Here is a 12,562-nt window from a genome sequence, read left to right as displayed (position 1 = left end):
CAATCAGATGGCCGCAGTACGGGTGTTCAACCACTCCAGCGCAGCGCCGTCGAGCAACGGGCTCAAACGCTCGCGCACTTCGGCGTGGTAAGCGTTGAACCACTGCTTTTCTTCCTCGCTCAGCAACGAGGTTTCCAGGCAGCGTGTGTCAATCGGGCACAGCGTCAGGGTTTCGAAACTGAGGAATTCGCCGAATTCGCTGGTGCCTGCCTCGCGGTTCATCGCCAGGTTCTCGATGCGCACACCCCAGCGGCCTGGACGATAGGTGCCGGGTTCGATCGAGGTGATCATGCCTGGCAGCATCGCGGTTTGCGGCGCGGGTGCAGCCTGGTAGGCAATCACCTGCGGACCTTCGTGAACGTTGAGGAAGTAGCCGACGCCGTGACCGGTGCCGTGGCCATAGTCGACGTTTTCCGCCCAGATCGGTGCCCGGGCGATGGCGTCCAGCAGTGGCGACAGGATGCCTTTGGGGAACCGCGCACGGGACAGCGCGATCACGCCCTTGAGCACCCGAGTGCAATCGCGTTTCTGTTCCTGCGTCGGCGTGCCGACCGCAACCATGCGCGTGATGTCGGTGGTACCACCCAGGTACTGGCCGCCGGAATCGATCAGCAACAAGCCGTCACCTTCGATCACCGCGTGCTCTTCTTCGGTGGCGTGGTAATGCGGCATGGCGCCGTTCGCGTTGAAGGCGGCAATGGTGTTGAAGCTCAGCGAAACGTAACCCGGCCGGCGTTCGCGCGCTGCGGTGAGTTTTTCGTCGATAGTCAGTTCGGTAATCCGCTCACGGCCCCAGGCCGATTCGAGCCAGGTGAAGAATTCGCACAGCGCCGCGCCGTCCTGCTCCATGGCCTGGCGGATGTGTTCGGCGTCGGCCAGGCTCTTCTGGGACTTGGCCAGGGTGGTCGGATTCAGGCCTTCGAGCAGTTTGACAGCGCTGTCGAGGTTACCCAGCAGGCCAGCCGTGACCCGCGCCGGGTCGACCAGCAGGCTCGCCCCCGCCGGCACAGCGCGCAGGGCCTCGGCCACTTCGCTGTAATCGCGCAAGGTCACGCCGTCCTGTTCCAGGGCCGCACGCAACGGCGCATCGACCTTGCTCAGCGCCACGAACAGTGTTGCCTGCTGCTGGCTGATCAAGGCGAAGGAAACGAACACCGGGTTGAAAGACACATCGCCGCCGCGCAGGTTGAACAGCCAGGCAATGTCATCGAGAGTGGCGATGAAATGCCAGTCGGCACCCCGTGCCTGCAGGGTTTCGCGCAGCTTGGCGAGTTTTTCGCCACGGCTGACGGTAGCCTGTGGCGGCAAGTGCTGATAGATCGGCTCGTTCGGCAGGCTCGGGCGATCGCTCCAGACTTCGCTCAACAGGTCGATGTCGGTGCGCAGGCGTGCGCCCCGCTCTTCCAGCTTGCTGCCCAATGTGCGCGCGGAAGCCACCGCCATCACCGCGCCATCGACCGCGACCACGCCGCCTTGCGGGGTCTGCTCGGCCAGCCAATCCAGCGGCCCGGGTTGTCCCGGTTGCAGCTTGACCAGCTCGATGCCGCTGCCCTTGAGTTCCTTGCTCGCCTGTTCCCAATAACGGCTGTCGGCCCAGACGCCGGCGAAATCCGCGGTAACGATCAGGGTGCCGACCGAACCGTGGAAACCCGACAACCATTGGCGCCCTTGCCAGTAACCCGGCAGGTATTCGGACAGGTGGGGATCGGCGGACGGCACCAGCAGGGCATGGATGCCCTCCCGGCTCATCAGCTCGCGGGTTTGCGCCAGGCGCTGGGGCACTGACCCGGTGATCGTAAACTGCGTATTCATCGTGACTCCTGCTAACCACTCGTCATTATTGTTCGGTGCCGATCAAGGTCGGCACTTTGTTACCCTATTGCCAGAAGGCCGGAGCACTGGCGCAGGCGGTTCTAATCAGCTGTACCGCTTGGTCGATATCCTGTTCGGTGGTGAAACGCCCCAGGCTCAAGCGAATGGTGCGACTCGCCGTACGGGCATCATGCCCCAGGGCCAGCAGCACATGGGAGGGCGCATTGCTCGCGGAATTACAGGCCGAGGTCGCGGAGAACGCCATCGAGGCGAGCAACACCGCCGAGTTGAACTCGCCTTCACTGAAGGTCAGGCTCAAGGTATGCGGGATGCGTTGAGTCAGGCTGCCATTGAGCCGCACGCCGGGAATGCTCAGCAATTGCTCGAGCAGGCGTTCGCGCAGATGCACGATCGAGGCTTTTTCTTCATCGAACGAGGCTGCCGCCAGGGCAAAGGCCGCGCCCATCGCGGCAATCTGGTGGGTCGCCAGGGTACCGGAACGCAGGCCGCCTTCGTGACCGCCGCCGTGGATCTGCGCCAGCAGGCGCTGCTGCGCACGCGGGCCGACATACAGCGCGCCGATGCCTTTGGGACCATAGAGCTTGTGCGCCGAGAAGGACATCAGGTCCACCGGCCACTGCGCCAGGTCGATCGCTACCTTGCCCGCGCCTTGCGCCGCGTCGACATGAAACAACGCATTGCGCCCGCGCACCACCTGGCCGATGGCCGGGATGTCGTTGACCGTGCCCAGTTCATTGTTGACCAGCATCAGCGACACCAGGAAGGTATCCTCGCGCATGGCTTCGCGCACCGCTTGCGCGCTGATCAGGCCATCGGCGTCCGGCACCAGGTACGTCACCGCCACCCCGCTGTCCTGCAACTGTTTCGCGGTGTCGAGGATGGCCTTGTGTTCGATCTGGCTGGTGATGATGTGGCCGCCGGATACGCCGCGGGCCTGGGCAACACCCTTGAGGGCCAGGTTGTTGGATTCGGTGGCGCCCGAGGTCCAGACGATCTGTTCGGGCGTGGCGCCAACCAGTTCGGCGACCTGGCGCCGCGCCTGCTCGACCGTTTGCCGGGCCTGTTGGCCAAAAGCATGGGAGCTGGAGGCCGGATTGCCGAAGTTGCCTTCAAAGCCCAGGCACTCGACCATGATCTTGATGACGCGCTCATCCACCGGCGTGGTGGCGGCGTAGTCGAAATACAGCGGACGTTTATTCATAAAAGACTCGCAGAGCGTGTTCCGGGATCAGGAAGCTCATGACTGCAAACGGCAAGACGCAGCCTCATGAGCTGCGTGCGGTTTTCAGAAGGTTACCAATACCTGATCGGATGCCGTTAAAGAAGAACAACTTCATTTAAAAATGCGTCGGAACGCTCCTGAAAAGCCAGCTTAACAGGCATCGGGCAAGCGGTTGAAGCAATGCGTCAGCTAAAGCTTTCGAGCAAGATCGGATACAGCGACGCCACCAGCAGCGCGGCCATGCCCCAGTTGAACAGGCGCAACCAGCGCCGATCCTTGAGCACGTTGCGCAACAGCGTGCCGCAAGCGGCCCAGACGCCGACGCTCGGCAGGTTGATCAGGGCGAACACCGCCGCAATCACGATCACGTTGGTGAAGTAGCCCTGCATGGGTGTGTAGGTGCTGATGGCACCGATCGCCATGATCCAGGCCTTGGGGTTGACCCACTGGAAAGCGGCGGCGCCCAGGTAGCTGATCGGCTTGGCCTCGCCTTTCGCGCTGTCGGAGACGGGGCCGGAATGGGCGATTTTCCACGCCAGGTACAGCAAGTATGCCGCACCGACGTAACGCAGCACCGTGTACAGCACGGGATAAGCCTGGAACACCGCGCCCAGCCCGAACCCTACTGCCACGACCAGCACGAAGAATCCGCAGGTGATGCCCAGCATGTGGGGAATGGTCCGTTGAAAGCCGAAGTTCACCCCGGAGGCCAGCAACATGGTGTTGTTCGGACCGGGCGTGATCGAGGTGACGAGGGCAAACAGGGCAAAGCCCAGCAGCAGATCGAACGAGAGTGTCATGGGTGGCAGTCCATCGGGGTCAGTCAGGTATTGACCCTATCGCGAACCTTGGGGGAAACCCATGGACAGTTAGGCGAAAGTTCGAGCAGTACAGTCTTGGCTCAGCTCGGGCGACCGTGCAGCTGTACAGCTCGCTCGGCGTTCATCTCGCCCTGTTTGTCGAAGCCAAATGTCTTCTGTGGCTGGCCGAGCAGTTCGGCTTTCTTCGCGTGGTATTCGTCGAAGGACAAGCCGCGACGATTCAGCGCCTCCAGCGCCAGTTCCCGGGTTTCTTCAGCGGTGTAGGGGCGCAATTCCGGGGAAACATGGCTGGCACATCCAGCGAGTACGGAGACCGCGAGCAGCAAGAAAGTGGCGATTAGAGGTTTCATTTTCGGCGTCCTGGCATCAGGTTCGGGGCAATGAACACAGGCTACTCGCGCCTTTATCCGAGCAGAAATCAACGCTCTCGATAGTGGCTATCGGGATTTTCCAATGCAGGCTTCATATGATGTAGCGTCCATTGAAAGTCATTGCCCTCTCCGGCGGTACCTGGCGCCCTTCGCGCACCCTGGTGCTGTCCCAGGCTCTGCTGGCGCAATTAGCCGAGCAACTGTCGATCTAACCCGGCAGATTGCAGTGCAGCGCCTGATCGTGGCTGCGTTCCAGGCTGTGCAGCACCTGGAACGAGCCGAAGGTCACGGCCTTCGCCTGATGGGCGCGGATCAGCTGCCAGAAATCCTGTTCGCCGCTTTCAAACGCCTGAAACGCCGCCTCCCCCGCCTCACGGGTTTGCCATTGCAGGTAATTGAGCACCCGCCGACCGTCCTCGCTGGCCTGGATGCTGGCACTCAGAAAGCCGCTGTGGTGCTGGGCCAGACGCTCGGTCTGCTGCGACAGCGCCGACACCAGCGCCAATTGTTGATGCGGTTCGATTTCGAATTCGATCAGTTGGGTGAAGCTGCGATGTTTGGCTGGCGCGTTCATGGATAGTCCCCACTCAGGTGCAAAGCGAATCTTGCGATCCGAAGACGTGCAGGGTAAAACCTCCAGTTAAGTCAAGGTCAAGGGGCATTTTTTAAATGATTACCTCGCAAAACTCCCATAAGGAGCTCAGCGTCGGCCAACTGGCGGCCCGCAGCGGCGTCGCGGTCACGGCGCTGCACTTTTATGAAACCAAGGGATTGATCAAGAGCAACCGGAACCAGGGCAACCAGCGCCGTTATCCACGGGAGATGTTGCGGCGGGTGGCGTTGATCAAGGTGGCCCAGCGCCTGGGCATTCCGTTGGCGGAGATCGGCGAGGCGCTCAAGGCCCTGCCGGACAATCGCGCACCGACGGCGGCGGACTGGCAGGTGATGTCGGCGCAGTGGAGCCGGGAGCTGGATGAGCGGATCAATCAGTTGACCTTGTTGCGGGACAAGTTGAATGGCTGCATTGGTTGCGGGTGTTTGTCGATGGAGGCGTGTCCGTTGCGTAATTTTGGCGATGTGCTGGGGGAGCGTGGGCCAGGGGCGCAGTTGCTGGAATCGGGGGTTGAGCCGAGATAGCGGCGCGGCCATCGCGAGCATCTTTTTGTGAACTTGAAACATTCCGAAGATCAAAATCAAAGGATCGCAGCCTCCTGCAGCTCCTACAATTGTTCGGCTGGAGAGCGATCTTCAATCCACAACAAGAAAAGGGAGAACCCATCATGAGCGTTAAACCGATTCCAGAGGGTTATCACAGCATCACCCCGTACCTGGGCATTCAAAAAGCAGCCGAAGCCATCGATTTCTACAAAAAGGCCTTCGGCGCCATCGAGGTCATGCGCCTGTCCATGCCCGACGGCGGCATCGGCCACGCCGAACTGCGCATTGGCGATTGCCCGATCATGCTCGGCACTCCGTGCGATCAAGGGCCGCTGAGCAATCCCGACAACTCGCCGTCGGTGGGCCTGCACCTGTACGTGACCGATGTGGACAAGTCCTACAAACAGGCGATCGACGCTGGCGGCACCGTGGTTTCCGAGGTCAAGGATCAGTTTTACGGTGACCGCTCCGGGACCTTGAAGGATCCCTATGGGCATATGTGGTTCCTGGCCACGCGTAAAGAGGACCTGACCCAGGAGCAGATCGAGCAGCGGGCGAAGGAGATGTTCCAGCAAGGATGAAATATGCGGTGCCTGAGCGGCCCTCTTCGCGAGCAAGCTCGCTCCCACAGGGGATCTTCTGTGAACCGGTGGGAGTGGGCTTGCCCCTGGCGACGATGGCCTGGCGAAACACGAAACATTTTCTTTCATATCTCCCTTCCTGATTTAGGGTGCTCATCCGTCCTATATAGATGCAGTCCTGTCGCGTAGGCAAAAGCCACGACCGGACCTTCCATTGACCTCATCGCTGCGAAGCCCGTAGCAGAGGCCTTTCATCGATATAAGACGCCCTGATCATGTCGAAGAAATCCCGCTCCAAACTCTGGTTCCTGGTCCATAGCTGGCTGGCACTGCCCATCTGGTTTTTCGTCCTGATCGTCTGCGTGACCGGCACGTTGGCGGTGGTCAGCCAGGAGATCGTCTGGCTGGCCAACCCGCAAATGCGCGCCAGCGCGCCTGCGGACGATGCGCCGCGGCTCAATTACGACCAGATCGTCGCCGCGATCAGGCAGGCCGAGCCCGACATCATCGTCGACAGCATCAGCCGCCCCGACGAATCGCACTTCGCCCTGGACGTCGGCGTCACCTACCCCGACGGGCGGGCGCTGACGGTGTACGTCAACCCCTACACCGGTGCCATCCAGGGCCCCGCGCCGCAGTTCAACTTCCAGGCCTTCACCCGTGCCCTGCATGGCTGGTGGCTGGTGCCGTTCACCAACGGCTACAGCTGGGGCTGGTACCTGGTGTCGTTCCTCAGCCTGCCGATGCTGGCGTCCCTGGTGACCGGGCTGGTGGTGTACAAGCGGTTCTGGAAAGGTTTTTTGCGTCCGACCCTGCGCATTCGCCATGGCGCGCGGATTTTCTGGGGGGATTTCCACCGTCTCAGCGGCATCTGGTCGATCTGGTTCATCGCGGTGATTTCCGTCACCAGTACCTGGTTCCTGATCGAGGCGTTCATGTTCGACAACCAGATTTCCATCTCCACCGCGCCGGTGGCTGCCGTGGTCCCGCGGGAAAGCGTGCCGCTCACCGCCGATGGGTCGCCCACGCCGATGATCAGCCTGGAAGCGGCGATCCGCGAGGCCAAGGCACGTATCCCGGGGCTCGACGAGAGTTTCGTCAGCATGCCGGCCAATGCCTACAGCTACCTGTCGGTGGGTGGGCGCAGTTGGTACCCGCTGATGTTCCAGACCGCTGACATCAACCCCTACACCGGCGAAGTCGCCGCCACGCGCCTGCTGTCGGACCGCTCGGGCCTGGAGTTCGTCACCGAATCCATGCGTCCGCTGCACACCGGTGATTTCGGCGGTATCTGGATCAAGCTGATCTGGTGCTTCTTCGGCCTGCTGTTGAGCATGATGGTGCTCAGCGGCCTGCTGATCTGGACCAAACGCACCGCCCTGGCCACGGCCAACGCCCTCAAGCGCAGCAACAAACGCCCGCGCAACGAGCCTGCTACGGCCAACAGCCGTGAAACCACGGAGGTCAGCCCATGAGCCAGGTCGCCACTCAAGCACCCCGTTCGACCCTGAGCCGCCTCTGGCACAAATGGCGTTTCCACATCAACGTCCTGCTGTTGCTGGTGCCGCTGGGCTTCATGCCCAAATACTTCGCCGATGCTGCGCTGTTTCGCGGTGACACGGGTCTGGGCGAGCGGGAAATTGGCGAAGTCCAGGTCGGACCCTGGAGCCTGCGCCTGGCCGAACTGCGCAACGAAGCACCACGGCCCGATGGCCCGGCCGGCCACATGAAAAGCTTCAACGCCGCGCTGTGCGACAGCTGCCGCGAGCAGGTCAAGGCGACATACCTGCGCATCGGCAAGCCACGCAGCCTGCGCGCCGCCGGGGTGATTTTCTTCGGCACCCCGTACCGCATGGGCGCCATGCTGCCGATCCCGGAAAAAACCAAAGCCGACGCCGAACTGTGGATCACCATGGAAGGCTGGGACGGCTCCATGCACCAGGCATCCATTCCTCTGAGCCAGGCTTCCCCCGCCACCCTCGCCTGGCTGTCCACCCAAGGAGGCAAACCATGATCAACCCTCTTCGTCCTTTGCGCGCCGCGCTGCTGGTGCTCTGCGCCGGCTTCAGCGCAAGCGCCCTGGCCCACAACCCGATGTGCGAATGCAAGGCCATCGACGCCGAGCAGATCAAGTGCACCGGCGGTTTTTCCGACGGCAGTGGCGCACCGGGCGTGACCCTGGACGTGATCGGCTACGACGAAACCATTCTGGTGCCAGGCAAGCTCGGGGCCGACTCGACCCTGACCTTCAAGAAACCCGGGGCCGAGTTCTATGTGCTGTTCGACGCGGGCCCGGGCCATGTGGTCGAAATCGACCAGGCGGACATCGAAAGCCCATGAGTACGCCAACCACCCAAGTCGTCCGCCCGGCCGGTGCCGGCCACGAAACCCTCTACGTATTGCTGTTGTGCCTGATGATCCTGGCGGTGGCAGGTTCCGTGGTCGCCTGGCGTGGTGAGTCGCAGCAGGTGAGCAGCGTCAACAGTCATCAACTGGATGCCCGCCGCGACCTGAGCGCCTCCGAACAAGGCATCTACGCCGATCTGCGCGTGACCCTCGACGAGATTCACTTGCTGCGCCAGGAACAACAGACCCTGCCGACACCTGAAACCCTCGCCGATGAAGGCTTTGCCCCCTTTGCCCAAGACGCCAGTTCGGTCAGCCGCGGTGGTCATGCCTGGCAGTTGCTCGACGCCAGGGCGTACTTCGGACAGAGCCAGAGCACCACAGTGGCCGGCTCGTTCCTGATGCGCCTGAGCGCTGACGACGACGCGCCGGACATCTGGCTCAACCGCGCCACCGACCTCAAGGCCCCCGCCGACCTCAGCGATGCCACGCTCGAAGGCGCCGGCTGGCAGCAGATCGTCGCGCAATTCGATGCCGGCGTGACCCGCCAGCACCGACACTGAACCCTCGCCTTCCTCCGAGAGAAGACCGCTTTCCCATGCCTACTTCATCGCTACGTTCTTTCCTGCGCCTGTCACTGGTCGGCCTGCTGGCCTGCCTGCTGACACCCCTGGCCAGCGCCGACCAGGCCAAGCGCCTGCGCATCGGCATCACCCTGCACCCTTATTACAGCTACGTGGCCAACATCGTCGGCGACAAGGCCGAAGTGGTGCCGCTGATTCCCGCCGGCTTCAACCCCCACGCCTACGAACCACGGGCCGAGGACATCAAGCGCATCAGCGGGCTCGACGTGATCGTGCTCAATGGCGTCGGCCATGACGATTTCGCCGACCGCATGATCGCTGCCAGTGAAACGCCGAACGTGCCGGTGATCGAGGCCAACGAAAACGTGCCGCTGCTGGCCGCTACCGGCGTTGCCGCACGCGGCGCCGGCAAGGTGGTCAACCCGCACACCTTCCTGTCGATCAGCGCCTCGATTGCCCAGGTCAACAATATTGCCCGGGAACTGGGAAAACTCGACCCGGCCAATGCCAAGACCTACACCGAGAACGCCCGAGCCTACGGCAAGCGCCTGCGCAAGATGCGCGCCGACGCCCTGGCCAAGTTGACCGAGGCGCCGAACGCCGAATTGCGCGTGGCCACGGTTCACGCCGCCTACGATTACCTGCTACGCGAATTCGGCCTGGAGGTGACGGCGGTGGTTGAGCCGGCACACGGCATCGAACCAAGCCCGAGTCAGCTGAAAAAGACCATCGACCAGCTGCGTGAGCTGGACGTGAAGGTGATCTTCTCGGAGATGGACTTCCCTTCCACCTACGTCGACACCATCCAGCGCGAATCCGGGGTGAAGCTGTACCCGCTGTCGCACATTTCCTACGGCGAATACACCGCCGACAAGTATGAAAAGGAAATGACCGGCAACCTCAACACCGTGGTGAGGGCGATTCAGGAGTCCGGGGCATGACATCGAAAGAAACCCTCCTGGCCGATGCGCAATCCCCTGTGGGAGCGAGCCTGCTCGCGAAGGCGTCCAGTCTGGCGACATCTTCATTGAATGACACAGCGCAATCGCGAGCAGGCTCGCTCCCACAGGTTTCGGGGCCGACCCTGGATTTCGCCGACGTCAGCCTGACCCTCGGGCGCACGACGATCCTCGACAAAGTCACCTTTCAGGTCCGCCCCGGTAGCGTGCATGCGCTGGTCGGCCCCAACGGTGGCGGCAAGAGTTCGCTGATCAAGACCCTGCTCGGGCAGATGCCGCACCAGGGCCGTTTGAGCCTGCAATGGCCGGGCGAGCCGGGGACGATCGGCTACGTGCCCCAGGCGCTGGAATTCGATCGTGGCCTGCCGATGACCGTGGACGATTTCATGGCTGCGATGTGCCAGCGGCGTCCGGCGTTCCTCGGTTTGAGCAAGCATTACGCAACGGCGATTGGTGAGGCGCTGGAGCGGGTCGGCATGCAGGACAAGCGCAAGCGGCGCATGGGTGCGCTGTCGGGCGGCGAACGTCAGCGGGTGTTGTTGGCGCAAGGGTTGATTCCAGCGCCGCAGCTGTTGGTGCTGGACGAACCGATGTCAGCCCTCGATGAAGCCGGCATCCGCGTATTCGAACGTTTGCTGGGCGACTGGCGGGCGGCGGGCATCACCGTGCTGTGGATCGAGCACGACCTGGAAGCGGTCGGGCGCCTGGCCGATCACGTCACCGGGCTCAACCGCCGGGTGCTGTTCGACGCCACGCCGCAACAGGCGCTGACCCCGGATCGCCTGCTGACGCTGTTTTCGACCCATCCACGGAGCCTTGCCTGATGAGTTACGAAGCCTTTCGCTTGATGGTCCAGGGCTGGGCCTCGTCGGGTTATCTGCCTGAGGCGCTGGCCTATGGATTTGTGGTCAACGCGCTGCTCGCCGGCTTGCTGATCGGCCCGGTGCTGGGTGGTTTGGGCACCCTGGTGGTGGTCAAGCGCTTCGCGTTTTTCTCCGAAGCGGTGGGTCACGCGGCGCTGACCGGCGTGGCCATCGGCATCCTGCTGGGCGAACCCTACACCGGGCCTTACGGCAGCCTGTTCGGCTACTGCCTGTTGTTCGGCATCCTGCTCAACTACCTGCGCAACCGCACGGGCCTGGCGCCGGATACCTTGATCGGCGTGTTCCTGTCGGTGTCGTTGGCGCTGGGTGCCAGTTTGCTGCTGCTCCTGGCCGGCAAGATCAACGTGCACATCCTCGAAAACGTGCTGTTCGGTTCGGTGCTGACGGTCAACGGCAATGACCTGCTGGTGCTGGCCATCGTCGGTTCGCTGGTCATGGCCCTGGCCTTGCCGCTGTACAACCGCATCATGCTCGCCAGCTTCAATCCGCAACTGGCGGCGGTGCGCGGGGTGGCGGTGAAGTCCCTGGATTACCTGTTCGTGATCCTGGTGACGCTGATCACCGTCGCCGCCGTGAAAGTCATTGGCGCCATCCTGGTCGGCGCGCTGTTGGTGATACCGGCCGCGGCCGCACGCTTGCTCAGCCAGTCACTCAAGGGCTTCTTCTGGTGCTCGGTGCTGATCGCCACGGTGAGCACGCTGTGCGGGATTCTCGCGCCGATCGTCTTCGACCTGCCGATCCCGTCCGGTGCCGCGATCATCCTCGTGGCCGGTATCGCCTTCGCCCTGGCCGCCATCGCGCGCGGCGTCGTCCCCAGCCTCAAAGGGAACCTTGGATAAATGTCATTTTCTCTGCGACAACTGACCCTGGCCCTCGCCCTGTGCGGGCTCGCCACCACAACCTTCGGCGCTGACGGCAGCAAACCGCTGCGGGTGCTGGCCTCGTTGCCCATCACCTACGGCCTGGGCGAAGTGTTGCTCAAAGGCACTGACGTCAGCCTTGAACGCGCGGCGCCCGCCAACCTGCCGGGCAGTCGCCAGACCGCCTACTTCACCGGCCGTGGTGCCCCGGCGCTGGCTAAATTGGCGACCGACGCCGATGCGGTGATCGGCTTGCGTTCACTGTGGCCGGACGATCCGCTGTACCCGATCTCCCGGCGCAGCAACATCCGCATCATCGAAGTCGACGCCGCCCGACCGGTGGATGGTGCCCTGCCCGGCATTGCCGTGCAGCCGGGCAATCAGGTCGATGGCTTGAACAGTCAGCCGTGGCTGGCCAGCAACAACATGGGACGCATGGCCGACGTGATGGCGGCGGACCTGGTGCGCCTGGCCCCCACGGCCAAGCCTGCGATCGAGGCGAACCTGGCGGCGCTGAAACAGCGTTTGCTCAAGCTCAGCGCCGCCAGCGAAGCGCGCCTAGCGGCCGCCGACAACCTCAGCGTGATGAGTTTGAGCGATCACTTTGGCTACCTGATTGGCGGGCTCAATCTGGAGTTGGTAGGGCTGGATGCACGACCGGATGCCGAGTGGACACCTGAGGCACTGAAGACCTTGACGGCGACGCTCAAGGACAACGACGTGGCGGTGGTGTTGCATCATCGGCAGCCGTCGGACGCGGTGAAAGCGGCGGTCACCGAGGGTGGAAGTCGGTTGGTGGTGTTGAGTGTCGATGCTGCTGATCCGGTGGCCGAACTGGAAGGGGATGTGGATCTGGTGATCAAGGGATTGAGCGGCGCCTAACTGTAGGAGGACGCCTTCGCCGGCAAGCCGGGCTCCTACAGGTCCGCGGCGGCCACCGATT

General features: G+C 62.8%; 15 protein-coding genes and 1 pseudogene. 11 read left to right on the top strand and 5 right to left on the bottom strand.

Translation table 11 applies throughout. The annotated features are described in order from the left end of the window. Positions 1 to 3 precede the first annotated feature (3 nt). The 4 genes from SOP95_RS20480 to SOP95_RS20465 all read right to left on the bottom strand — a co-directional run bounded on the left by SOP95_RS20480 (position 4) and on the right by SOP95_RS20465 (position 4,226). Complete coding sequence (locus SOP95_RS20480; protein ID WP_323608116.1) at positions 4 to 1,812, bottom strand: aminopeptidase P family protein; 1,809 nt, start codon at positions 1,810 to 1,812, stop codon at positions 4 to 6. A gap of 64 nt (positions 1,813 to 1,876) precedes the next feature. Beyond that, positions 1,877 to 3,034: an aminotransferase class V-fold PLP-dependent enzyme gene (locus SOP95_RS20475; protein ID WP_274073276.1), complete on the bottom strand. Its 1,158-nt coding sequence runs from the start codon at positions 3,032 to 3,034 to the stop codon at positions 1,877 to 1,879. Positions 3,035 to 3,240: 206 nt separating this feature from the next. Beyond that, positions 3,241 to 3,855, bottom strand: coding sequence for a LysE family translocator (locus SOP95_RS20470; protein WP_274073275.1), 615 nt, complete (start codon positions 3,853 to 3,855; stop codon positions 3,241 to 3,243). Positions 3,856 to 3,956: 101 nt separating this feature from the next. Then, positions 3,957 to 4,226, bottom strand: a complete 270-nt coding sequence (locus SOP95_RS20465; protein WP_274073274.1) for a hypothetical protein — start codon at positions 4,224 to 4,226, stop codon at positions 3,957 to 3,959. 131 nt (positions 4,227 to 4,357) lie between these two features. Here SOP95_RS20465 and SOP95_RS20460 point away from each other — a divergent pair. Beyond that, positions 4,358 to 4,456, top strand: a pseudogene (locus SOP95_RS20460) (FMN reductase); the annotation flags it as partial. On the opposite strand, the gene SOP95_RS20455 reads toward SOP95_RS20460, so the two are convergent. Continuing rightward, positions 4,456 to 4,821 carry an antibiotic biosynthesis monooxygenase gene (locus SOP95_RS20455; protein ID WP_274073273.1) on the bottom strand — a complete coding sequence of 122 codons (366 nt, stop codon included), beginning with the start codon at positions 4,819 to 4,821 and terminating at the stop codon, positions 4,456 to 4,458. The pseudogene SOP95_RS20460 and the gene SOP95_RS20455 sit on opposite strands and share 1 nt — an antisense overlap. A 95-nt stretch (positions 4,822 to 4,916) precedes the next feature. Between SOP95_RS20455 and soxR the strand changes: the two genes are divergently transcribed. The 10 genes from soxR (at position 4,917) to SOP95_RS20405 (ending at position 12,501) form a co-directional block, all read left to right on the top strand. Then, positions 4,917 to 5,384 (top strand): redox-sensitive transcriptional activator SoxR, encoded by a 468-nt coding sequence (soxR, locus tag SOP95_RS20450; protein ID WP_323608115.1) that lies wholly within the window; start codon positions 4,917 to 4,919, stop codon positions 5,382 to 5,384. A gap of 143 nt (positions 5,385 to 5,527) precedes the next feature. Continuing rightward, positions 5,528 to 5,986 carry a VOC family protein gene (locus SOP95_RS20445; protein WP_274073271.1) on the top strand — a complete coding sequence of 153 codons (459 nt, stop codon included), beginning with the start codon at positions 5,528 to 5,530 and terminating at the stop codon, positions 5,984 to 5,986. A 275-nt stretch (positions 5,987 to 6,261) separates the two neighbouring features. Next, a complete protein-coding gene (locus SOP95_RS20440) occupies positions 6,262 to 7,461 on the top strand; it encodes a PepSY-associated TM helix domain-containing protein (RefSeq protein WP_274073270.1) in 1,200 nt (399 codons plus the stop codon). Beyond that, positions 7,458 to 8,000 carry a thiamine pyrophosphate-binding protein gene (locus SOP95_RS20435; protein WP_274073269.1) on the top strand — a complete coding sequence of 181 codons (543 nt, stop codon included), beginning with the start codon at positions 7,458 to 7,460 and terminating at the stop codon, positions 7,998 to 8,000. The genes SOP95_RS20440 and SOP95_RS20435 overlap by 4 nt, the downstream gene beginning before the upstream one ends. Beyond that, on the top strand, positions 7,997 to 8,326 hold the full coding sequence (locus SOP95_RS20430; RefSeq protein WP_274073268.1) for a hypothetical protein: 330 nt from the start codon (positions 7,997 to 7,999) through the stop codon (positions 8,324 to 8,326). The genes SOP95_RS20435 and SOP95_RS20430 overlap by 4 nt, the downstream gene beginning before the upstream one ends. Beyond that, positions 8,323 to 8,895, top strand: a complete 573-nt coding sequence (locus SOP95_RS20425; protein WP_323608114.1) for a DUF6162 family protein — start codon at positions 8,323 to 8,325, stop codon at positions 8,893 to 8,895. The genes SOP95_RS20430 and SOP95_RS20425 overlap by 4 nt, the downstream gene beginning before the upstream one ends. Before the next feature lie 35 nt (positions 8,896 to 8,930). Further along, a complete protein-coding gene (locus SOP95_RS20420; RefSeq protein WP_274073266.1) occupies positions 8,931 to 9,857 on the top strand; it encodes a metal ABC transporter substrate-binding protein in 927 nt (308 codons plus the stop codon). Further along, positions 9,854 to 10,699 (top strand): metal ABC transporter ATP-binding protein, encoded by an 846-nt coding sequence (locus SOP95_RS20415; RefSeq protein WP_323608113.1) that lies wholly within the window; start codon positions 9,854 to 9,856, stop codon positions 10,697 to 10,699. Before SOP95_RS20420 ends, SOP95_RS20415 begins: the two co-directional genes overlap by 4 nt. Further along, positions 10,699 to 11,598: a metal ABC transporter permease gene (locus tag SOP95_RS20410; RefSeq protein ID WP_323608112.1), complete on the top strand. Its 900-nt coding sequence runs from the start codon at positions 10,699 to 10,701 to the stop codon at positions 11,596 to 11,598. The genes SOP95_RS20415 and SOP95_RS20410 overlap by 1 nt, the downstream gene beginning before the upstream one ends. Further along, positions 11,599 to 12,501, top strand: a complete 903-nt coding sequence (locus tag SOP95_RS20405; protein ID WP_323608111.1) for a metal ABC transporter solute-binding protein, Zn/Mn family — start codon at positions 11,599 to 11,601, stop codon at positions 12,499 to 12,501. Positions 12,502 to 12,562 lie beyond the last annotated feature (61 nt).

This window comes from Pseudomonas sp. YuFO8, assembly GCF_035065025.1.
GTDB classification, from domain to species: Bacteria; Pseudomonadota; Gammaproteobacteria; order Pseudomonadales; family Pseudomonadaceae; genus Aquipseudomonas; species Aquipseudomonas putida_AE.
Note: the sequence above shows the minus strand (reverse complement) of the source record. Positions and strands in the feature narration are given on the sequence as shown.

Bases quoted from the DNA above. Each gene is read 5' to 3' on its own strand.
- SOP95_RS20410 (WP_323608112.1), top strand. From the start codon at position 10,699: ATGAGTTACGAAGCCTTTCGCTTGATGGTCCAGGGCTGGGCCTCGTCG.
- soxR (WP_323608115.1), top strand. From the start codon at position 4,917: ATGATTACCTCGCAAAACTCCCATAAGGAGCTCAGCGTCGGCCAACTG.
- SOP95_RS20405 (WP_323608111.1), top strand. From the start codon at position 11,599: ATGTCATTTTCTCTGCGACAACTGACCCTGGCCCTCGCCCTGTGCGGG.
- SOP95_RS20465 (WP_274073274.1), bottom strand. From the start codon at position 4,226: ATGAAACCTCTAATCGCCACTTTCTTGCTGCTCGCGGTCTCCGTACTC.
- SOP95_RS20475 (WP_274073276.1), bottom strand. From the start codon at position 3,034: ATGAATAAACGTCCGCTGTATTTCGACTACGCCGCCACCACGCCGGTG.
- SOP95_RS20425 (WP_323608114.1), top strand. From the start codon at position 8,323: ATGAGTACGCCAACCACCCAAGTCGTCCGCCCGGCCGGTGCCGGCCAC.
- SOP95_RS20480 (WP_323608116.1), bottom strand. From the start codon at position 1,812: ATGAATACGCAGTTTACGATCACCGGGTCAGTGCCCCAGCGCCTGGCG.
- SOP95_RS20455 (WP_274073273.1), bottom strand. From the start codon at position 4,821: ATGAACGCGCCAGCCAAACATCGCAGCTTCACCCAACTGATCGAATTC.
- SOP95_RS20470 (WP_274073275.1), bottom strand. From the start codon at position 3,855: ATGACACTCTCGTTCGATCTGCTGCTGGGCTTTGCCCTGTTTGCCCTC.
- SOP95_RS20420 (WP_274073266.1), top strand. From the start codon at position 8,931: ATGCCTACTTCATCGCTACGTTCTTTCCTGCGCCTGTCACTGGTCGGC.
- SOP95_RS20435 (WP_274073269.1), top strand. From the start codon at position 7,458: ATGAGCCAGGTCGCCACTCAAGCACCCCGTTCGACCCTGAGCCGCCTC.
- SOP95_RS20415 (WP_323608113.1), top strand. From the start codon at position 9,854: ATGACATCGAAAGAAACCCTCCTGGCCGATGCGCAATCCCCTGTGGGA.
- SOP95_RS20440 (WP_274073270.1), top strand. From the start codon at position 6,262: ATGTCGAAGAAATCCCGCTCCAAACTCTGGTTCCTGGTCCATAGCTGG.
- SOP95_RS20430 (WP_274073268.1), top strand. From the start codon at position 7,997: ATGATCAACCCTCTTCGTCCTTTGCGCGCCGCGCTGCTGGTGCTCTGC.
- SOP95_RS20445 (WP_274073271.1), top strand. From the start codon at position 5,528: ATGAGCGTTAAACCGATTCCAGAGGGTTATCACAGCATCACCCCGTAC.